Source organism: Caballeronia sp. LZ001 (assembly GCF_031450875.1).
Classification (GTDB): domain Bacteria; phylum Pseudomonadota; class Gammaproteobacteria; order Burkholderiales; family Burkholderiaceae; genus Caballeronia.
The window spans coordinates 3,205,245-3,231,238 of the sequence record NZ_JARTVX010000004.1 but is presented as its reverse complement, the minus strand read 5'-3'; the positions used below and the strand labels follow the sequence as shown (position 1 = coordinate 3,231,238).

The window sequence follows — 25,994 nt, the reverse complement described above, 5'->3', positions numbered from 1 at the left end:
TTGCCATGCCTTCATACAAGGAACTTCTCGCGCAGCGCGAGTCTCTGGAACGTCAGATTGAAGAAGCGAAGTCGCGTGAATACGCCGAAGTGCTCAATGAGATCAAGCAGAAAATGGCGGATTACGGCATCACGCTTCAGGAACTAGCCGGTGGTCGCGGCGCTAAGACTCCGAAGGCATCTCGTGCCCGTAACGGCGTTGCACCGAAATACCGTGACCCGGAAAGCGGTAGCACGTGGTCGGGCCGTGGTAAGCCGCCAAAGTGGATTGCGGGACAGGACCGCGATAGCTTTCTGATCGGCAGATAAGTCGGGCCAGATTTCAGTGAAAAGAGCCGCGCTTAGAACGCGGCTTTTTTTCCGACTAGCGAGTTCGCACGCGTAACGGCACGTATTAATGTCGCCGTCTGTCCTATTTACCCGAGCGAAGAGCGCATTGAAAGCGCGAAGCCAGGCACGGCGTTAAGATTTATCGACATACATGTTTGGCTCAAGGCAAATTACATGTCGCTTTCGACGGCTCGTGCCAAGGAAAAGCAGGACGTTGCGCGGACGACTACCTGGACCAGCATTGCGCTCAACTGCGTTTTAAGCACGGCGCAACTGACCGTAGGTTTTATTGCCCATTCTCAAGCGCTGCTTGCGGACGGCGTCCATTCGCTATCCGATCTGGTTTCCGATTTCATCGTTCTGATTGCCAACCATCGTTCGGCGGCAGCGCCGGACCACGATCACAACTATGGTCATAGCCGTTATGAAACGGTAGCGTCGTTATTCCTCGGCGGATTGTTGATTGCAGTCGGTGCGGGAATGTTATGGCGCGCCGGCACGCGAATTCTAAACCTGGACGATATTCCCCCCGTTCACGCCAGCGCGCTGGTGGTTGCGTTAATCGTCCTCGTATCGAAAGAAGCCTTGTTCAGATATATGCTGCGCGCGGCAGAACGCGTGCGCTCGGCATTACTCGTGGCCAACGCCTGGCATGCACGTTCGGACGCCGCTTCGTCACTCGTCGTGGCGCTTGGAATTATTGGCCGTCTCGCAGGACTTAAATTTTTCGATCCGATTGCCGCCGCACTGGTCGGTTTCATGGTCGGCAAAATGGGCTGGAGTTTCGCGTGGGATGCGCTCCAGGATTTGTCGGACCGGGCGCTCGATCAAACCGCCGCCGCTGATTTACGCGCCATTTTGCTCGGCACGCCCGGTGTGCGTGAAGTCCACGAATTACGTACTCGGAAAATGGGCGACCTGGCAATCGTCGACGCGCATATTCTCGTCGATCCGCGTATTTCGGTTTCGGAGGGACATTTCATTGCCGAATCGGCGCGTGCGCACGTAATGACCGATCCGCGCGTGATCGATGCGCTCATTCACGTCGATCCGGAAAGCGACGCGCTCAACCCGCTGCCCGGCAATTTCCCGTTGCGGTCCACTGCAATGGACGCCGTGCGCGCCGCTTTCGGCGCAGAGAGCTTGCCAATAGAGGAGTTGAATCTGCATTACCTGAGCAGCGGTTTCGATATGGATATTGTTTTGCCAGCGCATTTGCCAGATCAATTAGGCGAAGACGCGGCGGCGCGCCTTGCCCGAATCGATATCGATGCCCTCAAGCGAAAGCTTGGCGCGCACGAGTTACGCGTAACCCATGCGCTTCGAACGACGCGTGACGCGCCCGCTCGACCTTGATGTTCAGAGTGGCAGTTGCGTATCGAACTTGATTTCGCGCAGCACGACGCTCGTGCGAACCTGCGCCACGGCCGGAATCTTGAAGATGCGCTCGTGCAGGAACGCGTCGTATGACTTGATGTCGGGCGCCACGATCTTGAGAATGTAGTCGGATTCGCCCGTGGTGCTGTAGCACTCGGTCACTTCCGGACAGGTGGCGATCTCGCGTTCGAACTGTTCGACGCCGCCTTCGGTGTGCCGCGTCAAATGGATATGCGCGAGCGCGCAAACGTGCAGACCGAGCTTCTCCCGGTCGAGGAGGGCGGTGTAACGCTGGATGACGCCGGACTGCTCCATGTCCTTGATACGGCGCCAGCAGGGCGTACTCGAAAGCCCGACCTGATCCGAAATCTCCTGAACGGACCGCCGCGCGTCGAGTTGCAGGAGACGCAGGATTTTTTGTGAGAATGTATCTAGAGTCAACTGCGCCTCCATTCGGTCGCGATCTGACCTAATGTTAGAGGCGCAGAAAAAGAAACGCAATGCAAAGCGGCTGCACTGAGGTAGTTTCCCTAACTCACCGGCCTGTCGGCGCGTTTTTACCTTCGACGATGCTTTCAGTTTCGCCCGCAGTGGCTTGTGTGGCGGCCTGCGAGGCACGAAGCTCCGCCAGCATGTTGCAAAAGAGCGCGCCCTGCTCGATAGCGTCATCGAGCGCGACATGCGTATGCGGCAGGTCGTCGAACCAGTGCTTGGGCAGACGCGGTTTGATCGCCTTCCGATACGGCAAGCCCGTTATCGCAAAAGCCAGTGTCTTGATGTCGAGCGCGGACCACGAAAAAGGACAGCGTTCGGCGAAGCGCATCATGTACCAGAACATATAGGTGAAGTCGAAACCTGCCGGATACGCCACGAACACCGGTTTGCCGGGCAGGGCCTCGACCCATTCGACGTACTTGACGAGCGCGACTTCGGGCTTCTGCAGATCGATACGGCACGCGGCCCAAGCCTCAGGCTGCGTCTTCCACCATGCCGCTTGAACAGGATGCGGCGCCGCGCCTTCGAGTGTTTCCAGATTCGCCGAGAACGTGCTGACGAGCTGTTTGTCCGCGGTGAACGCGGCCGACGCGAAACTCAGCATCGAGTGCGGACCGGGAATGGGACCGTCGGCTTCGACATCCGTGCTGACATAGATTTCGGGAATGGCGTTCATGCGCTCACTCCGTCGCCCACATAGGGATTGGAGCGGCGTTCCTCGCCAAGTGTCGATGCAGGTCCGTGGCCCGGCACGAAGGTCACGTCGTCGCCGAGCGGCCAGAGCTTCTCGCGGATGGAGCGGATCAGTTCGGCGTGATTGCCGCGCGGAAAATCGGTGCGACCGATGGAGCCGGCAAACAGCACATCGCCGACGAGCGCCAGCCGATGCTCGCGGCTGAAGAACACTACGTGTCCGGGCGTATGACCGGGGCAAAAATAGACTTCCATGCTTTCCTCGCCGAACCGCACGGTGTCGCCGTCTTCGAGCCATCGCTCGGGCGTGAAGGCTTCGGCATCCGAAAAACCGAAGCGCTTGGATTGCGCGGGTAACTGGTCGATCCAGAACGCGTCTTCCCGATGCGGTCCTTCTATGGTGACGCCGTAGTGTTCCGCGAGTGCCTTCGCGCCGCCGCAGTGATCTAGATGACCATGCGTCAGCAGCACTTTTTCGACCTTCGCGCCTTGCCGCTCGACCTCGGCGATGATGCGCTCGATGTCGCCGCCGGGGTCGACCACGGCGGCGCGCTGCGTCGTCTCGCAGATTACGATGGAGCAGTTTTGCTGGAACGGCGTCACGGGCACAAGAATGACTTTCATAAGACTCTCACCGGGACGAAGTCGCGTGTAAAAAGGTGCATTGTACCGGTGCCGGATCACGCTTGCGTCAGCCTCCATAAAGGCCCGGAGGCCGCTTCCAGAGCTGCAATTCTTACGGTCATAGCGAAAATCAATGACGAAATATGCAGTCGGAGGAGCCGGACCCCCGTTTTTTTGTATAATGACGACACTTGTGCATGGCTTTGACCATGCCGTCAATGGACAAAAGTATGAACGCTAGTGCGTTTTTACAATTGTTATCAGTACGCTGTTGGGGGCTGAAAGCCTCGTAACTGCAACTCAAGCACCGTCATTTGGTGCACACGTCTTGTCCGGTCAGGCGCCGCGCGTCTGTCAGACGGCCTTAGCTGCCGTCGCACCGGATGGGGCCTACGCCGCCGTTCCTGCGCTGAAACAACGTCTCATAGCGCGCGAACCGTTGTCATGTTCGATGGCGGCACGTGGGGTCTGGTCAGGCTGCCGGGGACAGGCTGCGCCAGACGTGAACAATAACCGGGCTTTGCGGCAAGAGTACGCCGCATCCGAGCATCAGTTCGCCGTTCGCTAGTTCGAACGGCGTCCTGCTTTGCGCGGCTCGCCTTTCGAGCAGTCTTGCGCGCGCTTCCAGCGCGGCGCGGCCGCTCTACAAACAATGAAGACACGCCTATGAATGCTCGATATCTTCGACATGTCGGTAGCTTGCTAGCCGTCGCAGTACTGGCTGGTTGCGCCGCACCGGGTTCGGGCGACATCGCGTCCAATCCTCAGACAACAACCACCGTCAGCACGACGAGTGCCCGCTCTACCGCACCGCTCGCTTTTGACAACAACCTGAGCTCCGTGCCTGCTCCGAAGCAAGCACAGGGTGAGTCGCTGGCCAACGCGCAGCCGATTACCAGCGGCCCGAACGTCGGCGAATTCGAGCAGCAGGGAAAGGCTTCCTGGTACGGTCGCCTGTTCCACGGCCGCAAGACGGCCAGCGGCGAGAAGTTCAACATGAATGCGATGACCGCCGCTCATCGCACGTTGCCGCTGGCTTCATGGGTGCGCGTGACGAACGAAGCGAATCACAAGACGGTGGTGGTTAAGATCAACGATCGCGGACCTTACGTGCGTGGCCGCGTGATCGATCTTTCGTATGCGGCTGCATCGGCGCTGGACATGAGCAGCAGCGGCACGCAAAAGGTGAAGATCGAAGGACTGACGCAGCAGGAAGCGCGGGCGGCGCGCGAGCAATCGCAGTCGCTGGCGGATGACGGCGTGAACTGAACCTGCGTCTGATCCATGAAAAGGCCGTCATCGCGACGGCCTTTTTTCATTCTTCCGAGCGTTTGCTGAGTATCAACGCGCGTTCGTACAAGACGTTGCGCGATGCGCCCGAGAGCGCTGCCGCGATGCGCGCCGCGCTCTTCACCGACAACTCTTCGAGCAGCGTGGTGAGCAGCTCGTCGTTGACATCGTCCGATGCTTCTTCCTCCGGTGCGCCCTGCACCACGAGCACGAATTCTCCGCGTTGCCGGTTGGCATCTGCTTCGAGCCACGTTGGCCCTTCGGCCAGGGTGCAGCGATGAAGGCTCTCGTGTAACTTCGTCAATTCGCGTGCAATCAGCATTTGCCGCCCGCCGCCGAGCGCTTCACCGAGCGCGCGTACTGTTTCCACGATGCGATGCGGCGCCTCGTAAAACACGAGCGCCATTGAATGCTTGCTCAACGTGCGCAGTTGCGCGGCGCGTTGTTTGGGTTTCGACGGCAGGAAGCCGATGAACGAGAAGCTGCTGACCCACGCGCCGGCCGCGCTCAACGCAGTGGTGAGCGCGCTTGCGCCCGGCAAGGGGATGACGGGAAAGCCCGCGTTGCGCACGGCATCGACGAGACGTGCGCCTGGGTCCGAAATGCCGGGCGTGCCCGCGTCCGACACGCACGCGATGCGCTCGCCGTTCTTCAGATGCTCGATCACGCGTTCGGCGGCGCTGCGTTCGTTATGTTCGTGCACGGCGATCGACGGCTTCGAGATGCCGTAGCGCGCGAGCAGTTGCGAGGTGTTGCGCGTGTCTTCGGCGGCGATGCGATCGACGAGACCGAGCACGTGCAGCGCGCGCACCGTGATGTCCGCCGTATTGCCGATCGGCGTGGCGACCACATAGAGCGCGCCCGTCGGATAGTGCTGCCCGTCGGCTAATTCGGAGATCTGAAGCATGAGCGCGGGCGTCGAAGGAAAGACTGCCATTTTGCCACGCGTGCAAGCGCTCAACGCTCGACAACTTTTGAGGAGTGCCTGTGTCCAAATCGCTCGGCGATGTTTTCGAAGCGCGCGCGCTCGAGTACCTGCAAAGGCAGCGCATGAAGCTCATCGCGCGCAACGTGCGTTGCCGTGGCGGCGAGATCGATCTCGTCATGTCCGATGAACGCGGCGCGCTCGTGTTCGTCGAAGTCAGGGCGCGCGCGAGCCGCCGGTTCGCGGATGCCGCCGCGAGCGTCGATGCCAGAAAGCGCGAGAGGATCGTGCGCGCCGCGCAGTTTTATCTGACGAAGTGGCGCGGCGCGTTGCCCGCGTGCCGCTTCGACGTGATCGCCTTCGATGCGGGACGCATTCGCTGGGTGACGGATGCATTTCGTGCCGACGGCACTTGATGTTGAGGTGTGCCGCGGCATGCATGCGGTAAACTGCGCAGCATTCACACGCAACAACCGCCGCCGCCGCGGCCGATAATCGAGAGTCGATGTCAGTCGAACGCATTCAACAGCAATTCCGCGACAGCGCGGCGCTCACGCTCGAAGCACTCGATGTGCTGGCGGTCCCGATCGCGTCGGCAGTCGACACGCTGTTCAGCGCGCTCGCCAACGGCTCCAAGATTCTCACGTGCGGCAACGGCGGTTCGGCCGCCGACGCGCAACGCTTTGCCGCGCAACTCATCGGCCGCTTCGAGCGCGAGCGTCCCGCATTGCCGGCCATTGCGCTGACGACCGATACATCGATACTCACGGCAGTCGGCAACGACTACGCCTTCGAACAGATCTTCTCGCAGCAGGTTCGTGCGTTGGGACATGCGGGCGATGTCCTGCTTGCCATCAGCACGTCGGGCAACTCGGTAAACGTGCTCGCGGCGATTCAGGAAGCGCACGAACGCGAGATGATCGTGATTGCGCTGACGGGCAAGGGCGGCGGCGTGATATCCGAGGTGCTCATCGACACCGACATACATATCTGCGTGCCTTCCGAGCGGACGGCGCGTATTCAGGAAGTCCATCTGTTGACCATTCACTGCCTGAGCGACGGCATCGACGCGATGCTGCTGGGCGACGACTGAACACAAAGGGGAAAACGAGTTGATGAACAAGACACGCGTGAAGGCGACGCTGGCGAACGCCACGTTGGTGGTGAGCATGTTGTCGGGTGTTGCGTTGACACTGCAGGGCTGTGCGCTCGCGGTGGTCGGTGCGATGGGCGGCGGCACCTTGATCGCCACCGATCGCCGCACGCTCGGCGCGCAGACCGAAGATCGCGAGATCCAGGTGAAGGCGTTATCGCGGATTAACGAGAGCGTGCCCGACACGGCGCATGTCAATGTCACCGTGTTCAACCGGCGCGTGCTCTTGACGGGCGAAGTACCCGACGATGCCTCGAAGCAGAAGGCCGAGTCTGTCGTGCACGACATCAACAACGTGGGCAGCATCGTCAATGAACTGTCGGTGCAGGGCGCGAGTTCTATTTCCTCGCGCGCCAACGACTCGTACCTCGAAGGCCGCGTGAAGACCGCGATGGTCGGCGAGAAGGACTTGCGCGCGAATTACTACAAGGTCGTGTGCGAGCGGAGCATTGTGTATTTGATGGGCCTCGTCACGCCGGATGAAGGCGCGCATGGCGCGGATGTCGCCGCGCGCGTGCCGGGCGTCGAACAAGTGGTGAAGGTGTTCCAGTACATCAAGCCGGAAGAAGCCAAGGCGCTGGAGGCGGCGGCGGCATCGGATGCGAGCGGCGTCTCGGCGGCGAGTGCCCCGGCGCCTGAGGCCACGGTTGGAACGGTGCCGGATTCATCGGTGACATCGCGTCCGCTGGATCAGCAGACGCCCGCGCCCGTCAAGAATTCGGATGTTCATCCGGGAAGTGCGGCTCCGGCGCCAGTGGGTAAGTGATGATGCGACTGCGTGGTTGTGTCGTGGCTGGTTTGCTTTTGAGTGTGTCGGCGTTGGTTCATGCGGCGGATCAGCCTATATCCGCCGCCAATGCGATGGCGATTGCGCGCAGCAATGCGTGCATGGGATGTCACGCGGTGGATCGCAAACTCGTTGGGCCGTCGTTTCAACAAGTGGCGGACAAATACAAGGGCGATGCATCCGCGAGCGCGAAGCTTGAAGCGAAAGTGAAGAAGGGTGGCGCGGGCGTGTGGGGATCGATACCGATGCCTTCGCATCCTTCGATGAACGATGCGGACATCAAGACCGTGGTCGCGTGGGTGCTGGCGGGAGCGCCGCAGAAGTAAGCTGGTGGCGGCTCGGGCTTGCGTTTCGTCGAGATGCTTGTGATACACTTTTACTTCGTTGGGGGGGTAGCTCAGCTGGGAGAGCGTCGCGTTCGCAATGCGAAGGTCGGGAGTTCGATCCTCCTCCTCTCCACCACGAAATTGCTTTAGAAACAACGCACTACGTCTTGCGATGTAGTGCGTTGTTTTGCGTTCTAGGGCAGGTTTTTGCACACTGGGTGTGGCGAATTTGTGGCGCTGATGTCATCTGGTGTGGCCGTTTCCTGGCTGGTAAGAAACGCTTCTCGACTCTACCGAGACTTTCGCGACTGTATAACTCAATCTTGCATCCATCAGCTAACCAACGCCGTCGTGTGCAAGAGACGCGACGCATACGGGCTAATGTTCATGCAAGCGTTACTTACCGTCGATCAACCGGCTCAGTGCCTTCGCAAATCAGTCGCAAGCGTTCGAAGCGACGCGACTCGTAATCCACAGTCGCTTCCTCCCCTGTGCCGGCTTCCGGGAACGAAGCGGCTGCTTTGGCGAGTTGAGGACGTTGAGGCTTGGCTTGGAGCGCACGTAACGTCGAGCGTTGACACTACCGTGTCGACAGACATCTCGCCGATGCCGCGCCGGGGTCGGCCGACGAAAGCCGAGCAGATTATGCGACAGCGCTTAGAGGCTAGCGCTACCCGATCCACAAAGTCATCAACGCGCAGCCCGGAATTCTGATCTGTGACGTTCATCGCAGATCCGGTGCGGCAACACATGGATCCTAACGAGGCAGTTGCGCGACTGCTGAAGAATCAAGCTGACGCCTTTTTGAGGGTTGCGGAGAATGAGCCGTCAACGCAATTTTACCTGCCGGGGCGATTCGATCCGAGACGCACGATGCCGAACCACCTCGCTCGATCGAGCCTTTTCGCACCGATCGCGAGAGGTACAGAGGCTCGACATCGCGACAGTCCAATAGTGACGCGCAGCGATGCGGCAATGATCCACACGGGCATACAGCACGACGAGCCAAGCTGCGACATTCTGATGGAGCTTATCCATCAAGCAAAAGCGTATCCGCTAGGCGAACCCGTTCCGATCTGTCGCGCTCACATTCTTCGCTCCACCAATAGAGGAACGAGCAAAAGTGAGTATTCGTGGCTTGATCGCACGATAAACGCGTTTTGTGCTGGGGAGCTTGTGATCGAGACAACTAGCGACGGCAAGCCAAAAATGCAGGTGGGCACCAAAAGACCCCTGCGGCTGCTGGATGCTTTCGAATACGATGAGGCACGCAAAACGTACATCATTAGGCTCGACCCGAGATGGCGACATTTATATGCAAACAATGAATTTGCTTTCATTGACTGGTCGAAACGGATGCAAATCCGCCGAGGTCAAGACATGGCCAAAGCTCTTCAAAGGCTCGTGGCAACCTCGGACGACTCTAATCAGTACTTCCGCCTCGAATGGCTGAAAGACAAGATGCAGTACCGAAGTCCGATACGAAAATTCAAAGTCTCTCTGATTTCCGCCATGAAAGAACTAGAGCGCGTGGAGGTAATTACAGCCGGACGGATTGGCGTTAGCAGTAGAGGTATCGAACAGGCCATTTTGACCCGCATTGAATGATCGATGAGGACGCGACGCGGGCACGGTAGCGCAAATTTGTAGGATGAATTCCCTCGTCAAGCCGCGTCGCGTCGCGTTCGATCTTTAAGCGTCATCCCCGCGAGTGTGATCCGTTTTCAGCGTAATTTGAAATGAAAACGGGTTCAATCGGGGTAGCGTTCCGCTCGATCGGGTTAGCATTCCGCCTGCATCGGGGTAGCGTTCCTCAGTGTCGGGTTAGCATTCCGTTTCATCGGGATAGCGTTCCGGGCAGTTGGCTCGAATCCTTTGTGGCGAAGCGTTTCCGAGAGACTCTTTGCTCTCTACCATCTTTCTACCTTTCTCCTACCGAAAATTTCTTGTGAATAACCTTTGATTCGAAGTGCTCTGGAGCAGCCCTGCCGAATGGGTGAGGCGCAAGGGGGGCCGATCTGGGCCAGCGCTTTCGACAACAGGTGAGCAAGAGTTTTACGCAGCTTCAGGTCCCAAGAATACCCAATCAAAGTCGAGCTTGCGCCAGCGGTCATCCTCCTCAATGCAAGCAAGCGGATTTTCGACATACTTATCGATGAGATTCTGCTCTATTCCAATTGACAGACGATAGGAACGCTCCGCAACTAGTCGACGCCTTTCCATTTTCACCAGCTCGGCATGAATAAAGTCAAAGGCTAGATAGCTCTGCAGTTCACGATATACGCCCTTATTGCCGAGACAAATCTGAATGCATCGATACGCGCCTGCGCCGTCGACGTTTGAGACGGTCAGCGTGTTGGTTATTTGATGTAATCGGTATAGAGCGATCGCTTCTGTAAGGTGATTTAGCGTTAATGGTTCTTCGTAAGCTATTGCGAGCAGCAGCTCGCCTTCGAATGCGCGAATCGTTTCGTAAAATGTGCGCTCGTTGCAAAGTTCAGACTGGATGGCTTCCCACGTGGTTTCATCAAGCCAAGGACCATAATTGGAAAAACGAGTTCGGCACAGCGGCCATAGAACATTAGGATCTGTCGCGTCACCCCATAGGGACTGCCAGAGATTCGCTGGGCCATTTATGTAGATGTGTGCTGCATCGTCAAACAGCTGGCCAAGCATCTGTACTAGCTTGACGGGCGGGCGTATAAAGTCTCCATCATCAAGCTTTCGCCACTTATTTGAATTATGCGTATCCTTCCAACCTAGCCGCACAGATTCGCAATTTACCCAAATGCCGAACTGATTGACATTCTCGCATCCGATTCGCTTCATTAAAAACCGAATCAACGTACGTGTTTGTAGCTTCATGACCTCAACCTCTCTTGAGTTTTGAGGTTTGTCGATGCTGAAGACTCTTTGAGAGGGGTCGTTAGGACGTCGCATTTCGATTGTTCGCCTGTTGATCGCGATTGGTCGAAAATATACCGCTTTTTGACCGGGAAGTATATCGGCCCAAACGCGAGAATATCGTCGTGCTCATATCCGAGCGCTTATCGATGGAGAACTCTTATGGAAGAAATGAGCTTGTCGCAGAGAATCGCAGCACATGTGTTGGCGCAATCAGACGGCCCTTCAAGTGCTGCTAACCGCGCTACTTTTCTTGGTGTTCAATCCGAAATCGAGCGAGCGATCGAGGAAGGCTGGTCTGTTCTTGCGATTCATCGTTCCCTTCAAGACGAAGGCGTGATTTCCTTCGGCTATCAAGCATTTCGCCGATACGTGAAAAGCTTGATTACCGATAAAAAGCCGTATGTTTCAAGATAGACCAAAGATTTTTCAGATCAAAAATTGAACAATCACAGATCTATCAAGATGAAAACGGTCAAAAAAGGAATAGTTCGATTTTTTCGCCGCTTTGATCGGTTTTGTTCTTTAAATTCTTGATCACCGTTGCTGAATCGTATCGATTAGAACCCGGGCAAGATAGGTGAAGTAGGCCCACCCGCAAGCGGGCGGACCTTCTTCACTTTTCCTTATTCGCGCTCCGCGCTCAATGGAAATCTTGCTAAGGAAGCCGTCACCGCACGGCGACTACCGCTCGAGCAGAGGCGCATACCGAATGAACGGCAGAATGAATAACGAAATAAAGGCCACACGGAAAGGTTCCACGCCAATCAAAGTGTGGTGCTTGCCGAACAAAAAGGCGAACATTGAAGAGAACGCGCGTAAGGCAGGAATGAGCGTTTCGATGTACCTGCGTAACGTCGGGATGGGCTACCGCATTAAAGGTGTTATCGACGCAGAACTGGTGTTGAAGCTCGCCAAGATCAATGGCGATCAAGGACGGCTCGGCGGCTTATTAAAACTATGGCTTACGAATAGTGAAAAACTGAATTCACAAGATCCTGAGCAATTGCGCAGAGTTATTCATGGAGTCCTTGAGCGCATTGTTTCGATGCAAATAGCAATGCTGGATCTCGTCAAAGCCAAATGGCGATAGCGCCGGTTCAAAGGCCCGATGCCATGCGACGCGCACAATGGTTGATTTCCGCTCCTCCCAATGAGAGAGAACAGAGTGGGTCAACTCACACCGCCCAAAGTTAATGTCACTTGGAAGGCACATCGCCGCTTCGTTGTCGTACAGGACATGTGTTTCGGCGGCCGTCGAAATTTAGCGGCTACATTTTTCGACCGGTGTTTCGGCTCGCTCGCTGGTGATGATCGGTCACGGTTCAAAAGGTGCCGTCGCGGTTACCGGAACGAGGCCGGCGAGTTCGGCACATTTAGCGGCTAAATTTTCAATCGGTGTTTCGGCTCGCTCGCCGCTGATGATCGGTCACTGGTCCATTGGTGCCGTCGCCGTTACCGGAACGCGGTCGGCGAGTTCGGCAAATTTAGCGGCTAAACTTCGATTTCCAGTTTCAGAGTTCAATCAGAAATGAAGAACGACCAGCTCAAGAGTTTGCCCGACGATACAGACGAGTGGATTCGTCTCTTGCAAATCGATGATGGACGCGCCGCACGAGAACATCTAGCGGCGGGAAGGCCGATCTACTATCGTGAGACGGACACTCCGGCCGGAGTTTGTATTAAAAAATTTCCGGACGGACACAGGGAATGGGTCACCTTCGATCGGAGGACCGGGCTCGAAGCGGTCGTTCGCACGCTAAACGAGGACGATCTGACGCCGCCACTCGCCGGCACATTGGCGCAGCACGGTGACGATGTTGGTCTCGACTTTGGCGCTGCGCGTGAGAAGCTCGACGACTTGAGAGAGGGCGGCCTAGTGGAAGACGCTGTTGACGAGACCGCTCTTGCTCGGCGATTGGATGAAGTTGCCGCATCTACTCAGAAGGCTAGTGAGGCCCTGGACGATGCGCTATCGTTTATCGCCGCTTCCAATTTGCGTATCGACAAGGGGAGGGGCAAGCCCGACGAGGATTGATTCGATGGCGATTGGGACCGCCCCCGTACTGTCAACGTCGCAGCGGCTGCATGATTACCGCACGGCATGCTTCGGGCGACATCAAGACATAGTTTTCGCCATGATCTAGGGCTAAGCATAAGCCTCCGAGGCCATACCTCGTGGCTTGATATTGGGCAAAAGGGCTTCTATCTGTCAGCGGTGTCAGCAAAAGCAAAGGTGTGTTTGATCGCGAGCTCGCATTCTTTGACAGTACGGGGGCGCGTGGTTTTCGCAATTCGCAGCATGGAGCGTAAGTTTGTGCTTGGGACGTGATCGAGACGACTAGTCATTGACCATGGGGAAGCGAGGCCCGAAGTGAACCCGGAACTAGCTGCCGAACTGGCAGATGAGGCGCAATTAAAGGCAGCAATACGCGAATTGCGGAAGCTGAGAAAGGACAGCGAACCCCTGAATCGGGCGTGGTCGAAGACGTGGGCGGCTCGTCAGAAGTACGAGCGGGAGTACGCTTTCATGGTCAAGCACCTCCGGGAACGAGAGGACCGCATCATGGATGAGCTCGGGCCCTATCTCGCCAAGATTGAAGAGCTTGAGAAGCGGGTAAGGCAGTTGGATCGAAAAATTCGAAAGCGGGCATCCGACAAAAGCCGTCCTGCAAAACTATAGATTCTTCAGGTATTTCCCGACACGCCCGTCGACGCAGAAGCCGTTGTGCTTCGCGGTTCGAACATCCAGTCAAGGTCATGGCGAGTCCGACAGCCGGCGAAATACAGGAGTGGGACCTGAGGTCAAATCTGTCCAACAAACGGTCGATTTATGAACAGATAGAAATTTACGTTCCAGAGGGTGTGGATTGCTGCCCTTCGTGCAAGTTTTCCCATCAAACTTTCAATGTGTCGCAACCGTCAATTAATCAAGGCATATAGCGCACTAGTCTTGACCTACGATCAGCACCCAGCCAAGCCATAGAACAGAGAGCAGCGATTTTTTCGCCTCGCGCGCTCGTCATATACGTTTCGCGTAACCGGCATCACTGCGTACCTGCAGAACGGCGGCACACTGGAAAGGCGTCGGCAATGGCGAACCATGCTTCGACGCGCACGACCGACCTGTACGGGGGGCGCGTCGTAATGACATCAGCGTCGACGAGATCGAACGTATCCGGCTGTGGTGGACCGCGCTGAGTGATTCGCGGCCCCAAGCTTTTTTCCGGTTTGATCGCCACAATCCTTCGCCGTCCATCTTGACTCGGACGCTCCGCGGCTTCGTCAAGCAAAAGACCACCGGCTGCTCAAAAGAGCGCCCGCATGAGTCAGAAACCGTTCGATTTCGGTCACCCGAAAAATTTAACGACCGAATTTGGGGCTCATTGATTTCGTACAGCAGGTATAATTCGTACGCCAATTTCGTACACACTGAGGCCCTATGTCCCGGACGTTCGCTTATCTGCGAGTGAGCACATCGGATCAAAGCACGGATAACCAGTTACTTGAGATCCGATCTGCCGGATTCGCTGTCGATGATCGACGTGTTATCGCGGAATGCGTATCTGGGAGTACCAGTACGAGCCAGCGTCCGGGATTTAAGAAACTCCTAGACAGGATAGAAGAGGGCGACGTCCTTATTGTCACAAAGCTCGATCGGTTAGGACGCAATGCTATGGATGTCCGTGTCACGGTAGAGCACCTCGAAGCAATAAAAGTTCGAGTGCATTGTTTGGCTCTTGGGTGCGTCGACCTAACCAGTTCCGCTGGTCGTATGACGATGACGGTGCTCACCGCTGTTGCGGAGTTCGAGCGAGACCTTGTAGTTGAACGAACACGGGCTGGACTAGACCGGGCACGCGCAGCGGGCAAACTCGCGGGAAGGCCCAGCGCGCTATCTTCATCTCAACAGTTGGAAGTCACGAGGCGGCTGGCCGGCGGGGCGTCGGTTGCGCAGTTAGCGCGTGAATTCCGAACAACGCGGCAAACGGTGATGCGTGCCCGCGACAAGCACATAGCGGGGGTGAATGGGTGATTTCGGCTCACCACGTCATTTGCCGTTGGTAGAATCCGCGACCATCGACAGTAAAACTCTAAGTGTCCATATTAATACACAGGCTACAGTGACCGATACACGCCACGCCCGCGCTCTTTACGAGCTTCCAAAAGACAGCGAGTCCGAGGCAACCCGAGCCAGTGCTAGGAGCGGACGTTCGCGAGCGCGAAAGATGACGCGCGGCGCCGCCGTCGATGACTATCTGCGCGCTGAGACAGAGATGCCATTGCTACTGCACGGTGACGCCGTACGCGTGCTGAAGTTGATGCCTGACGAGTGCATCGACTTCGTTATGACCTCTCCGCCCTACTGGACTCACCGCGAGTACGAGGCAGGTGGTATTGGGCAAGAAAAAACGCACGTCGAATATCTCGATAACCTATTGGCGGTCATCTCGGAGATTCGCCGCGTCCTTAAGCCAACAGGGTCGTTCTGGCTTAATATCGGCGACGGCTATAACTCAAAGAAAAGCATGCTGGGTTTGCCGTGGCGACTCGCAATAAGGATGATGGACGAGCAGCGCTGGGTTATGCGCAACGAGGTCATCTGGAATAAGGTGAAGGGCGGATTCGGAAACCGCAAAGACAGGCTTGAAAATGTGCATGAGTCCGTCTTTCACTTTGTGAAAGAACCTGTCGGTTATTACTACGATGCCGACGCTATCCGTACAAAGCCGAGAGAGGGACGGGTCGTTGATGGCATGATTGTCTCCGCGACCGGTGTTAAAGGTATTAGATATCAGCGTCAAATCGAATTATCTACTGCGCTTAATCCCGAAGAGAAGACGGATGCAACGAACGCATTGAATGCGATGCTTGAAAAAATTCGTACCGGAGAGCTTCACGACTTCCGAATGATGATTCGCGGCTATCATCGCCCGCCACATTCAAACCATGAAAAGGTGTCCGGTCGGGCTAGAGAGTTGCAAGAGAAGGGGTTTTGTTTTCTTCGTTACCATCCAAAAGGAACGCGCCCGAGTGATGTGTGGGACATTCTTCCCGAAGATACACACAGAAGCGATATTCACTTTGCACCGTATCCGATAGATCTTTGTCGAAATCCAATATTGGCATCGTGCCCACCCGGTGGCGTCATACTAGATCCATTCTGTGGAACTGGGACGACCTTGCTGGCGGCTCTCACCGCCAGTCGAAAATCGATCGGGATCGACGTGTCTCACGAATATCTGCGGATTGCTGGGGAGCGACTTAAGTCGACTCGGACTAAAAATCTCATTTAGAAAAACTATGACTGATGCCGAATTGGAACAGCTAGACTATACATTCAGTTTAATCATTCAAGGCCGTTATCGCTTCTTGAGTCTCACTATACCGTCCGACGTCTTGGCCGATACATGTTTCGTAACGACTAGGTTTGACGATCAGGAAGAAGGTTTTCAGCGCCGACTTGACGAGCGTCGTGCTCGTGAAATCGCGGACTATATCGATAATGGTTTCGGCACAATTCCGAACGCACTCATTCTGTCGGCGCAGCCCGAGGCACAGCTTGAAATCAAAAAGGGGCGGCGTGCGCTTCAATTTTTGCGGCATCCGAAGGCTTTCCTCGTATTGGACGGCCAGCACCGAGTCTGGGGTTACAAGCTTGCGAAAAGTCAATTGCGTGTGCCGGTGATCATTTACCAGAATCTGTCGCGCAAAGAAGAGACTCGGCTTTTCATCGATATCAATACCAAGCAACGACCAGTTCCAAGTGAACTTCTGCTTGACATTAAGCATTTGGCAGACTTGGAGCAAGATACCGACCAACTGAAGCGAGAGCTTTACGACCTCTTCAACTCCGAGCCAGAGAGTGTTCTACTGGGCCTACTGTCTCCCGCCGAAAAATCAAAAGGGAAGATAACTCGGACGACTTTCTCGGCTGCGCTGTCGATAATTGAAGACATTATTAAAGACAGAGATGCGGAAGAGCTATTTCCGGTTTTCAATGCGTATCTCTCCGCGATGTATTCAGGAATGGAAAGGCTGGGTGTCGACGCGTCGATCACGACGCCCAACGTTTTTAAAGCGATAATAGCTCTTTTCCCGGATGTCGCGTCGAAGGTAAAGGACCGATTCTCAGGGCGCTATAGCATTGATAACTTTGCTGACGTTACTGATGAAATCTTCGAGCGGACCACGAAGTCTCGATTTACAACGGCAGGAAAGGGCTATAAGCCGCTTCTGGATCACCTTGCGCTTGCGCTGACGAAGAGTTTTTCGTTCTGACCGCATGGCACAACTTTCGACAGTTTTACAGCCGTTTTGGATGCGCAATCTGAACGCGATTGGGGAGCGGCAGGACCGCACTGTAAAGATGTGGATTGCGGACGGAGCATTGACGTTTGATCATATGTCCCCTTCCGGCGCATGGGTCTTCAACGCTCCCGATGTAAGCGCGCTTATGCGAGGAGTTGCTTGTGATGTGAATCGAACGGCGGCAGCGGCATTCGAATCTGTTGCCGGCATTCCCAGCTCGACAGAGCTCCCGCGTTCGACCGCTTGGTCATTGATAAGGCTTTATTATGCCGCGTTCTTTGCTGCTCACTCACTGATGCGGGTACACGGTATCGCGGTTCTTCAGCTAGAGCGATCGCAGGTGAGCGTTTTAAATGGCGCAATGCGATTAGTAGGACACGCGACATCTTTGCCGGAAGGATTGGTCTCGATGACTGTCGATCAGGGAAACCGTACTTTTGAACTGGCTTCGCTTACGAAAGGCTCACATATTGATACCTGGTCAATTTTCGCAGCGAAAATTAAAGAGCTCTCAGACGCGGCTACTACTTCCGGTTTGGGATCGCAGGTGCAACGGCAAGAAGCGATTGAAGTACTTGGCGAAATCTCCGGAATTATGAGCACTGCGCCAGCGCAGAAGACGTCCAATTGGCTCTCTTATATGAGGAACCAGTTGAATTACCAGCACACACATGGAGCGTGGTACCCGCATGAGCGTTCCAGCCGCTTTCGGGCTGAGCTTTCGGAAGCTATCGAAGGTTGGAAGTCTCAGCCGTCGATTGAGTTGCCAAAATCGGCGCACACCTTGGTCCGCTTTGGCGTCTGCTGCGCTGCGATTGTTGCGTGGGCGCGCGAAACCTCATTGCGCGTGGCAAGCAGGCATCCGACCGGGGAGTCTTTCCTGCGATATGGCGCGTTGCGCGTGTTGGATCAATGTCTCAACAGGCCGCCACCGGCGTAAATTGCAACCAGTTTGAATTTGGCCTGTACACGGGACTTGGTTCACTTCAGACCTGTACCCGATTCGGCAGCGGTGATTTCAAAAGTTTAATTTTGCGTGGAGGGCATCCTCCTCTCCACACAAAATTCTCCTGAAAGGCCGGCCGAGGAGGCCAGTTTGTCATGTAAGCGTAGCCTTTTTCCGTTCTGTGCGTGAAAGTAGAAAGCGGGCAAGCGGCACAAAATACCTTATCACCAGCGGCGCTAGAGTCCCTACAAGCGTATCTTGACGATGTCGGCAGGGCCTCAGGTACCGGCCGGCGCGCAGGGCAGGTTTCGATAACCGCTTTTATCAATAGCTGTTGCGATGCACTGATCATCAGGTGGCGCCAACACGCCGATCCCCGAATGGCTCCATAGCGCCGATCAGTGAGACTGGCAAGGCAGCGTCAAGACCAACCAAAGCGATTTTTACAGATGGGGGTCACCCGTTCGAATCAGCCGCTCCAGGTTCTCGCCGTCAAGCGTTCTGCTGCTGATCGTAGAGGCGATCAAGCCTGCAGGCAGGCAGGCAGAAAACTTCAACTTGTCGCCTTGTGGCCCACTTACGGCCAGATCCGGTGCAGAGTTTGGATCGAGCGGTGGTCTTAAAGCCATACTGAGTGAAAGACCAGGGGCTGTTTCCACCCACAGGTCATCGACCACAATGCGATCTTCCTTGCCGAGCCTGAGTGCCAGCGTGCTGTTGACGGCACCGCCCGCGAATGTCCAACAGCGAAGCCTCCCTGATGGTAAGCGTTCGACGAGAAACGAACCTTGACGCTCTGGCGCACAGATCAGTTCGCGGACCTCACCAAGCTCACGAACTGCCCTCTTCGAGAGTGTCAACTTTGATTCGTCGCCATCCAGCAATGCACGACGGATTGCCTGGCAGACATCGAAGCTCAGCCACCTTGACGTGCCGAGCCAACGCGTCCTTCCTTTCTCTTCGGTCGGCTCTAACCACACCGTTCGCCTAGGCCAGTCGACGGATGTGACTTTCCAGCTTCGACCTCCCAGCAAGAGAACAGCGAGTCCTTCCTTCGGACGCTGAACTGCAGTCGGATCCACATACCCCAATTCTGTCGAGCCGTGACGCGCCGCAAGCACCAGGGGGCTTGCGAACGCGGAAAGCAGGTCGAGGAAATGAGCGCGTCCAAACAGCTCTTCGCCCTTCGTCCCCATCGATGCGAGGCCGACGTTGTCGAACAGGATGCCTTTGGACGCCATGAACTCGAACACGGACGAGATTGTGTCCCCGTCAAGCTCCGGGAACTGCCTGCGCACGATGTTCACGACCTCACAGGACGGATGACCCGGCCGCTCCAGCACGATCGCCATCATCTGCTGCGCGACCATGTGCCACGGCATGGGCGGTGGCTTAATGTGCTCGACGTACTCCTCTCTCCATAGCGTCGTAATTGCACAGGCCAGCAGGAACGCCTCGTCCGTGGTTGTCAAAAAGAGGCAGTTCCGGCGGCTACCGTGCCGCCGTCCCGTGCGCCCCATACGCTGGAGAAACGATGACACCGTGCTAGGCGAGTCGATCTGAATCACGTAGTCAAGATCGCCGACATCGATACCGAGTTCCAGCGTGCTCGTGGAGACGATAGCGCAGTCTTGTTCCTCAGCAAACGCCGTCTCGGCCAGTTTTCGCTCTGAAGCGCTCAACGACGAGTGCGACACAAACGTCCGCGTGTTCAGACTGCGAAGCGCGACTGCCAACTCTTCAACCTTCGAGCGGCTATCGCAAAAGATCAATCGCTTCGAACCACGGTGCAGCCGCGAGATCACCGTTGCCGCGTTGGCGAGCGTCCCAACATGGTCGATAGTGACATCGGCACCAGTGCTGATCGACGAAGAACCGACAACTTGCCGCTCGCCCGTGCCAGCGAACCAGTCGAGCAGTTCCGCAGGATTGCCTACGGTCGCTGACAGACCAATTCGCTGAATAGGGTCCTTTGCGTAGGCCTCGATGCGCTTTATGACTGCACGCAAATGCCAACCACGGTCGTCACCAGCAAACGAATGCAGTTCGTCAACGATGACCGCGCGCACGTTCCCGAACCATGTTGCTCGATCCATCTTCGTGGAGATGAGCATTCCTTCAAGCGACTCGGGAGTGGTCAAAAGGATGTCCGGAGCAGAGCGCCGGGCACGCGCCTTCGCCCCCTGCCCGATGTCACCGTGCCAGACCTGGACGGTCCGGCCGACAAAGCCGGCATAGCGCGAAAGGCGCGATTCGAGATTGTTGAGAAGTGCCTTGATGGGACACACGTAGAGAACGCTAGGCCCAGGCCACTGCTCGGTCGCCATGCGCGACAAGATGGGGATGGAAGCAGCCTCTGTTTTGCCACCGGCAGTCGGCGCAAGGATGAGGCAATGTTTTCCTTCCAGGATCGGCGCTACGGCATCGGCCTGTGTGGATCGCAAGCCCTTCCAGCCCATCGAATTGACGATGTGGTATTGGAGCGCCCCGTGCAGGCGCTCGAAGGGATCAACGCTCATGGGCGGCCGCCGGATGGAGTTAGACGCTCACAGATCGATGTCATCGACCGAGTCCACGCCGACTGCCGCGCGTTCCTGCGCAGTCATCTCATTCTCGGAAATCGTCAATGCATAGTGCTTCCGAGGATCGAAGTCCTCGAACTGGTCGACGCGATCCAACACGTCTGCCACCATCTTCTTGAGGAACAACCGCGGCGACACACCGACCTTGCCCCCCAGGTTTCCGGTGACCGCCTTGGCTAGAGACGCGACGTACGCATCGTCGACCAAAGCGCGAATCCTGTCTGCCGCATCCGACCCTTCGACATAGATGTTGCGGACCTTGCGGCCGACTTCGATCAGTGAGTCGTGGCCGAACGCCGGCAGGCGCACCTGCACCGCCCGGGGGTTGTCGAACCTTGAGTCTGTGCCGAAGTCGACGTGCAGACGTTGTGCCAGTGGTGCGAGGCGCTGAACACCTTGTGGGCCTTCGTAAAAGGCCTGGGTGCCCGTGATCAGGAGATACAGGCCAGGGAAGTGGCCGGCGTCGATTTCGTCGATCCACTGTCGCAGTGCATTCAAGCCCCGTTCGCGCGTGTCGGCACGCATGCGTTGCAGGGTTTCGACTTCATCCAGGACCAGCAGCAGACCGCCGTACCCCGAGTCTCGCAACATGGTCAGCAGTCCGGACAAGAAGTTGGTCGCGCCAAAATGGTCGATATCGCCTTTCACCCCTGCGGCGCGACGAACCGATGCCGCAACGTTGGGCTGACCGCTGAGCCAGGCCATCAACCCATCGGCTATGGCGTTGTCACCGACCTGCAGCGCGCGGCGGTAAGCGCGAAGCGTGGCGGAGAACGCAGGCGCTACCTTGGTGACGCTGGCGAGCCTCGCCTCCATCAACGCCTCTGTCTTAGCCAGAAGCGTCGCGTCGTCGGCCGGGTCGAGGCTGGCGTCCTCCAGCACATCTCGTTCCAATGCGTAGAACCACCCATCGACGATGCCTCGGAATGCACCTTCGCCGCTGTCCGCCGTTGCGATTCGCTCAACGAGGCGGCGGTAGACCGTTTCCAATCGATGCAGGGGCGTCTCAGTTTCGGAGATCTGCACCTCGCTGGTCGCAAGGCCGCGCGCTCTGGCCCGCTCCTGCAGCCAACGCCCGAAGAAGGTCTTGCCCGAGCCGTATTCGCCGCGTATGGCCTTGAACGCTCCGCGTCCGGCAGCCACGGCGTTCAGCTCTTCGTCGAGCGTTGCCAGAAGGCGGCCGTAGCCTACAGCCAGCCCATCCAGGCCCGCCTTGGGCACCGTGCCGCGCCTCAGTGCCTCGATGACCTCGGCTATTCGTTGTGGACTGGTCATTTGTGGGCCCTCACCGTATCCTCACCTGAAACTGGCGAGACAGCAGTTCCCGGTTCAGTTCCACCGTACCCCCCGTCTCGTCGAGGACCAGCACAGCAGCTTGGTCCACGTTGAGCACGCGCTTCGCGGCGTTGACGAATCCGCTGATGCGCATGGCGGGCATGCCCAAGCGTTGCGCGAGCGCCGCCTTTGAGAGTTTCCCGCCGCGGGCCGCCAACGCATCCAGTAGTGACCGCACGTCGTCGTCGGCGGGCGCCACGCGTGCGGCCAGTGCCTTCTGGGCGATGTAGGCGGGTGACGACTGGAGCGCTTCTATCCAGTCCACTTCGGGCGCAGTCGCCGCAGCGGGGGCCGCCGCGCCAAACAGATCCGGCTGCGGCATTGCCAAGGGCTTCGGCTTCGGCAGCTTCCGCGGTAACATCTGCGAATCATCAGGCATTGCAGGCTCCGCAACGCGGAGTGGTGCCCACCAATCTGGTTGTAGCGCTGCTGCAGGCTGCCAGCCCTTCAGCGACATGCTGCGTGGCGCGAACACGCTCAGCGGGACTACGACCTCCTGTGCCGAGACGCCACCGTGGTAGCCGTTCTTCTTGGCACCATGTCGTACCCTCTCCGACCATGAGCAAACCACCGTGGCGCCGGATACGGTTCTCACTCTGCCGCCCTCAAAGACCAATTCGCTCGCGTCCGGCAAACCAGAAGGGAGGCGCCAACGGTCGCCATCGCCCTGACCTCGCTGAACAGTGCCGTCGTCGATCACGTGACCATGGTCGGCCGTGACGATCACGACACGTCGCGCGCGTCGCGCTTCGCTAAGCAACGGGCCGAGGAGCCTCAGGTCGTCAATCGACCATCGAATATTAATCTGGTTCGATCCGCTCAGCTGGTCGTCTACCGCGTTGTACACCACAGCCACCACTTGCTGCTGCATCGAGGCGATGGCATCACGAACCGTGGATGACAGGCCCTCGGCGTCTGAGAGGTCGCCCTTGTGGAAGACTACTGGCGGTGAACCCGCGCGAGATGCATTCACAAGTGCAGCATGCGTCGAGAACGCGGTCTTCTCCTGTGGCGCGGCTCCGACCATCAGGCGGCCGGACAACAGGCTGGTGCGGCTCACTTCAGTGATTGTGGGCAGGGCTGCGATCCCCACCGAAAGTGTCGGTGGCGGGCCGGCGACATGCTCGTCCCACCCCAGCGCCTCCAGGTCTTCGCAAAGCTCGCGGAAAATGCTGTAGCTCAGACCATCCGCCACCAGCAACATCACCGGCGCCTGCTGCGCCAGCGGGCCGACCAGGCGTTCGACAATGGCCTCCACGGGCATGCAGGCAGGCTCGGCTCTGGGTTCTCGGTTCCAGACCTGCAACGCTTGAGCAAAAATTTGGTTGAACGCTTCTGCCTTCGCGCGCGCCGCGTCCCGCAACGCGACAAAGGCCGAAGAGAGATCGGGAAGGTCGTCGCCGCCAATCAGTTTGAAGCGCGCCCAATCGACGAATGCTCCTTCGCAGGCATATTCGTGGGCCAAGGCCGCGAACCCCGGCGCAGATCGACTACCCCGGCCCTTGCTCTCTGGTTGGGCGGCCATCATCCAACGACACAGTCTCAGCGCCATTTTCACGCGCAGCATGCGGGTGCTGGCCGGGTCGGCATGCGCATGATCCAAGGCAGAACCGGCAACCCGTTCAGCGGTTTCAAGACTTACCTTCGACGGATCGGCCATGAACGCATTCAGCGCTGTCGCCAGCAGCCCGAGCCGCTGATCCAAGCCCACTGCGAGAATATCGCTCAAGTGCGCATACGCATCGACATGCAGTTCGCGAAGCAGCGCTTCAGCACGTTCGTTCACCGTGCGACGCAGCGTAGCTGTCAAAGCCTTCAACACCTTCGCCGCTTCTCCGGCCCATATGCGCCCGTCGGCCACGTCGATTCGTCGGTCGCCCAAGTATCGTTCGAGTCGGATCGCCGCTGCTGCAAGGTCGTGGACACCTTCGCCGAGAGGCGACAACACCACGCCGCAGACCAGGCCGAGTGGCAATGCGTCTGCCGTATTCCCGGCCGTGACGCACCGCATGATGAGTGTTCCCACGGACCCCGCCGCGTCGCCCAGCCAAGCCGCAATTTGAGGTTTCGCTGTATCGGGCAGATCGGCGAACAGGCCTGCTGAATCGGCGCCTAGTGACCAGTTCAACAGGATCGCCGCATCCGGTCGCGATACATCCAAGGTCAAGCATCGACCCAGCACGTGTCGCCACGCCGTGTCCATGTCGAGGAAGCCGTTCGGAACTGGCGGATAGGCCCCCATGCTGGCCCGATCGACAAGCAGTTGGGCCATCCACCTGAAGCGGCTGAGCCTCGCGTCTATCTCTCGCGCCTTGAATAGCTGCTGCACCATGCCCCAGGCGTCAGGGCGGAAAACTTGGGCGCGCGCCAGTCGCGCGACGACATCGTCACCGAGGTCGCGTGCAGCCAGTGGCGTCAGCAAGATGAGCCCTGTTTGGGCTTGCTCGCTGCCTACCTCCTCCAGCGTGGACAGCGCCTCGCGGGCCATCAAGGAGTTTTCGCACCACCGCAGCTGAAACTCTCTGCCCGACAGGGTGATGGCTTCAGGCCAGCTTGCTCTGATCTTGGACTGAATTGCGATGACATTGGCGTCGCTGGCGCGGTCCAGCACCGCGAGCGCCTGCGCCTCGATCTGCGGAAGAGACAACGGGCCGGCTCCCTGGTTCACTTGCGGCTCCCTGAGGTCGGTCGTCAATCGTGGAGAGCAATGGCCTAGGCTGCGAGTTGCATCTTATAAAATCGTTGGGTGAAGGCGGCAGGAGACAGATAACCAAGACGGGCCTGCTTTCGCTGCCGGTTGTAAAAGATCTCAATGTATTCGGTCACGGCCTGTCGAGCCTCAGCGCGTGTCGCGAACCGGCAGTGATGCACGAGTTCGTTTTTGAGCGACCCCCAGAAACTTTCCATTGGTGCGTTGTCGTAGCAATCGCCCTTGCGGCTCATCGACATCGTCATGCTGAACTGTTTTGTCAGATCCCGATAATCGTGGGAGCAGTATTGAGCGCCGCGATCGGAATGAACAATCAGTCCCGCCTGTGGCCGTTTGAGCGACACCGCGCTGAAAAGCGCTTGCATCACCAAGCTGCGAGTCATCCGTTCGCTCATGGCGTAGCCGACCAATTCGCCGTTGAAGAGGTCCTTAATGCCAGCAAGATACAACCACCCCTCATCGGTCCATAAGTAAGTGATATCACTTACCCAAGCCTGGTTCGGAGCGCTCATGTCAAATTTGCGTTCTAGCAAATTCGGTGCGACTGGCAGATCGTGCTTGGAATCGGTTGTATTTCTAAACTTGCGCTTCTGCTTGCAGCGAAGTCCCAGTTTAGAGCGAATGCGCCTGATGCGATGAAGACCAACGCGCACGCCGTGATCTCGCAAATCGGCTTGCAGCCGCTCGCGTCCATAAGTGTGCCGAGTTCGTTCATGGGCTGCAGCAATTTGGACTTCAAGCCTTGCGTTCTCCTGTGCACGTGGCGACTCAGCACGTCGACGCCAAGCGTAATAGCTGCTGGCTCCCACCTCGAACACTCGACATAGCACTGCGATCGGATAGTCATGTCGCATCGCTTCGATCCGGTCGTATTTCACCGCGACTCCTTCGCGAAATAGACCGTCGCTTTTTTTAGAACATCTCGCTCCATCGTGACTGTTGCAAGCTCTCGCTTCACCCGCGCCAACTCCGCTTCGAGCTCGCTTTGCGGCTTTTGCGCTTCACCGACTTTGGCCAACGTACCTTTGCGCTCAGCAACAACCCAGGCACCCAGTGTCTTGACCGACAAAGATAAACGGCTGGCCGCTTCGCGCTGCGTGAGCCCTTCAACAACCACGAGCCTCACCGCCTGCTCGCGAAATTCCTTCGTGTAGGTGCCCTTCAGTACTCGATTCATTTGATCTCCGTTTCGCTCATTCTACGAGA

General features: G+C 57.4%; 24 protein-coding genes, 1 tRNA gene and 1 pseudogene. 17 read left to right on the top strand and 9 right to left on the bottom strand.

The window, feature by feature from the left end; genetic code table 11:
• The first annotated feature begins 5 nt into the window (after window positions 1-5).
• On the top strand, window positions 6-308 hold the full coding sequence (locus tag P9292_RS26060; protein WP_244826690.1) for an H-NS family nucleoid-associated regulatory protein: 303 nt from the start codon (window positions 6-8) through the stop codon (window positions 306-308).
• A gap of 195 nt (window positions 309-503) precedes the next feature.
• Window positions 504-1,685 carry a cation diffusion facilitator family transporter gene (locus P9292_RS26055; protein WP_309961969.1) on the top strand — a complete coding sequence of 394 codons (1,182 nt, stop codon included), beginning with the start codon at window positions 504-506 and terminating at the stop codon, window positions 1,683-1,685.
• 3 nt (window positions 1,686-1,688) lie between these two features.
• Here the strand turns inward: P9292_RS26055 and P9292_RS26050 are convergent, their stop codons facing one another.
• The 3 genes from P9292_RS26050 to P9292_RS26040 all read right to left on the bottom strand — a co-directional run bounded on the left by P9292_RS26050 (window position 1,689) and on the right by P9292_RS26040 (window position 3,518).
• A complete protein-coding gene (locus P9292_RS26050; RefSeq protein WP_244826692.1) occupies window positions 1,689-2,159 on the bottom strand; it encodes an Lrp/AsnC family transcriptional regulator in 471 nt (156 codons plus the stop codon).
• An 82-nt stretch (window positions 2,160-2,241) separates the two neighbouring features.
• Window positions 2,242-2,877, bottom strand: coding sequence for an exonuclease (locus P9292_RS26045; protein ID WP_250466277.1), 636 nt, complete (start codon window positions 2,875-2,877; stop codon window positions 2,242-2,244).
• Complete coding sequence (locus P9292_RS26040; protein ID WP_250466279.1) at window positions 2,874-3,518, bottom strand: MBL fold metallo-hydrolase; 645 nt, start codon at window positions 3,516-3,518, stop codon at window positions 2,874-2,876. The genes P9292_RS26045 and P9292_RS26040 overlap by 4 nt, the downstream gene beginning before the upstream one ends.
• 840 nt (window positions 3,519-4,358) lie before the next feature.
• On the opposite strand from P9292_RS26040, the gene P9292_RS26035 reads away from it, so the two are divergent.
• Window positions 4,359-4,787 carry a septal ring lytic transglycosylase RlpA family protein gene (locus tag P9292_RS26035; RefSeq protein ID WP_409015197.1) on the top strand — a complete coding sequence of 143 codons (429 nt, stop codon included), beginning with the start codon at window positions 4,359-4,361 and terminating at the stop codon, window positions 4,785-4,787.
• 46 nt (window positions 4,788-4,833) lie between these two features.
• On the opposite strand, the gene rsmI is transcribed toward P9292_RS26035, so the two are convergent.
• Window positions 4,834-5,715: a 16S rRNA (cytidine(1402)-2'-O)-methyltransferase gene (rsmI, locus tag P9292_RS26030; RefSeq protein WP_309964191.1), complete on the bottom strand. Its 882-nt coding sequence runs from the start codon at window positions 5,713-5,715 to the stop codon at window positions 4,834-4,836.
• Between the two features lie 74 nt (window positions 5,716-5,789).
• Here rsmI and P9292_RS26025 point away from each other — a divergent pair, with 74 nt between their 5' ends.
• The 6 genes from P9292_RS26025 (at window position 5,790) to P9292_RS26000 (ending at window position 9,607) form a co-directional block, all read left to right on the top strand.
• Window positions 5,790-6,149: a YraN family protein gene (locus P9292_RS26025; protein WP_309961968.1), complete on the top strand. Its 360-nt coding sequence runs from the start codon at window positions 5,790-5,792 to the stop codon at window positions 6,147-6,149.
• Window positions 6,150-6,238: 89 nt separating this feature from the next.
• A complete protein-coding gene (locus tag P9292_RS26020; protein WP_309961966.1) occupies window positions 6,239-6,826 on the top strand; it encodes a phosphoheptose isomerase in 588 nt (195 codons plus the stop codon).
• A 22-nt stretch (window positions 6,827-6,848) separates the two neighbouring features.
• Window positions 6,849-7,652 (top strand): BON domain-containing protein, encoded by an 804-nt coding sequence (locus P9292_RS26015; protein WP_244826698.1) that lies wholly within the window; start codon window positions 6,849-6,851, stop codon window positions 7,650-7,652.
• A gap of 2 nt (window positions 7,653-7,654) precedes the next feature.
• A complete protein-coding gene (locus P9292_RS26010) occupies window positions 7,655-7,999 on the top strand; it encodes a c-type cytochrome (RefSeq protein ID WP_309964189.1) in 345 nt (114 codons plus the stop codon).
• Window positions 8,000-8,059: 60 nt separating this feature from the next.
• Window positions 8,060-8,135 (top strand) — tRNA-Ala (locus P9292_RS26005).
• 581 nt (window positions 8,136-8,716) lie between these two features.
• Entirely contained in the window at window positions 8,717-9,607 is an 891-nt protein-coding gene (locus P9292_RS26000) for a plasmid-related transcriptional repressor protein (protein WP_309961964.1), read from the top strand.
• Window positions 9,608-10,054: 447 nt separating this feature from the next.
• Here the strand turns inward: P9292_RS26000 and P9292_RS25995 are convergent, their stop codons facing one another.
• The gene (locus P9292_RS25995; protein ID WP_309961962.1) at window positions 10,055-10,864 is read right to left on the bottom strand and encodes a hypothetical protein; all 810 of its coding nucleotides are present in this window, start codon (window positions 10,862-10,864) and stop codon (window positions 10,055-10,057) included.
• A gap of 201 nt (window positions 10,865-11,065) precedes the next feature.
• Between P9292_RS25995 and P9292_RS25990 the strand changes: the two genes are divergently transcribed.
• From P9292_RS25990 to P9292_RS25955, 8 genes and pseudogenes are all read left to right on the top strand, one after another.
• Window positions 11,066-11,320 (top strand): TraK family protein, encoded by a 255-nt coding sequence (locus P9292_RS25990; RefSeq protein WP_309961960.1) that lies wholly within the window; start codon window positions 11,066-11,068, stop codon window positions 11,318-11,320.
• Between the two features lie 307 nt (window positions 11,321-11,627).
• A complete protein-coding gene (gene traJ / locus P9292_RS25985; protein ID WP_309961958.1) occupies window positions 11,628-11,996 on the top strand; it encodes a conjugal transfer transcriptional regulator TraJ in 369 nt (122 codons plus the stop codon).
• 438 nt (window positions 11,997-12,434) lie between these two features.
• Window positions 12,435-12,656: pseudogene (locus P9292_RS25980) on the top strand (hypothetical protein); the annotation flags it as partial.
• Between the two features lie 621 nt (window positions 12,657-13,277).
• Window positions 13,278-13,586, top strand: coding sequence for a hypothetical protein (locus tag P9292_RS25975; RefSeq protein ID WP_309961956.1), 309 nt, complete (start codon window positions 13,278-13,280; stop codon window positions 13,584-13,586).
• 759 nt (window positions 13,587-14,345) lie between these two features.
• Entirely contained in the window at window positions 14,346-14,939 is a 594-nt protein-coding gene (locus tag P9292_RS25970) for a recombinase family protein (protein ID WP_309961954.1), read from the top strand.
• Between the two features lie 193 nt (window positions 14,940-15,132).
• The gene (locus tag P9292_RS25965) at window positions 15,133-16,200 is read left to right on the top strand and encodes a site-specific DNA-methyltransferase (RefSeq protein WP_309961952.1); all 1,068 of its coding nucleotides are present in this window, start codon (window positions 15,133-15,135) and stop codon (window positions 16,198-16,200) included.
• A gap of 7 nt (window positions 16,201-16,207) precedes the next feature.
• Window positions 16,208-17,185: a DGQHR domain-containing protein gene (locus tag P9292_RS25960; protein WP_309961950.1), complete on the top strand. Its 978-nt coding sequence runs from the start codon at window positions 16,208-16,210 to the stop codon at window positions 17,183-17,185.
• A gap of 4 nt (window positions 17,186-17,189) precedes the next feature.
• Window positions 17,190-18,155, top strand: a complete 966-nt coding sequence (locus P9292_RS25955; protein ID WP_309961948.1) for a hypothetical protein — start codon at window positions 17,190-17,192, stop codon at window positions 18,153-18,155.
• A gap of 449 nt (window positions 18,156-18,604) precedes the next feature.
• On the opposite strand, the gene P9292_RS25950 is transcribed toward P9292_RS25955, so the two are convergent.
• The 4 genes from P9292_RS25950 to P9292_RS25935 all read right to left on the bottom strand — a co-directional run bounded on the left by P9292_RS25950 (window position 18,605) and on the right by P9292_RS25935 (window position 25,965).
• Window positions 18,605-20,680 carry a DEAD/DEAH box helicase gene (locus P9292_RS25950; protein WP_309961946.1) on the bottom strand — a complete coding sequence of 692 codons (2,076 nt, stop codon included), beginning with the start codon at window positions 20,678-20,680 and terminating at the stop codon, window positions 18,605-18,607.
• A 27-nt stretch (window positions 20,681-20,707) separates the two neighbouring features.
• Window positions 20,708-22,018: a BREX system ATP-binding protein BrxD gene (gene brxD, locus P9292_RS25945; RefSeq protein WP_309961944.1), complete on the bottom strand. Its 1,311-nt coding sequence runs from the start codon at window positions 22,016-22,018 to the stop codon at window positions 20,708-20,710.
• Between the two features lie 10 nt (window positions 22,019-22,028).
• Complete coding sequence (pglZ, locus tag P9292_RS25940; protein ID WP_309961942.1) at window positions 22,029-24,746, bottom strand: BREX-2 system phosphatase PglZ; 2,718 nt, start codon at window positions 24,744-24,746, stop codon at window positions 22,029-22,031.
• 44 nt (window positions 24,747-24,790) lie between these two features.
• A protein-coding gene (locus tag P9292_RS25935) for an IS3 family transposase (RefSeq protein WP_309961939.1) occupies window positions 24,791-25,965 on the bottom strand; the annotation gives its coding sequence in 2 pieces (ribosomal slippage) (window positions 24,791-25,692 and window positions 25,692-25,965; 1,176 coding nt in all).
• Window positions 25,966-25,994 lie beyond the last annotated feature (29 nt).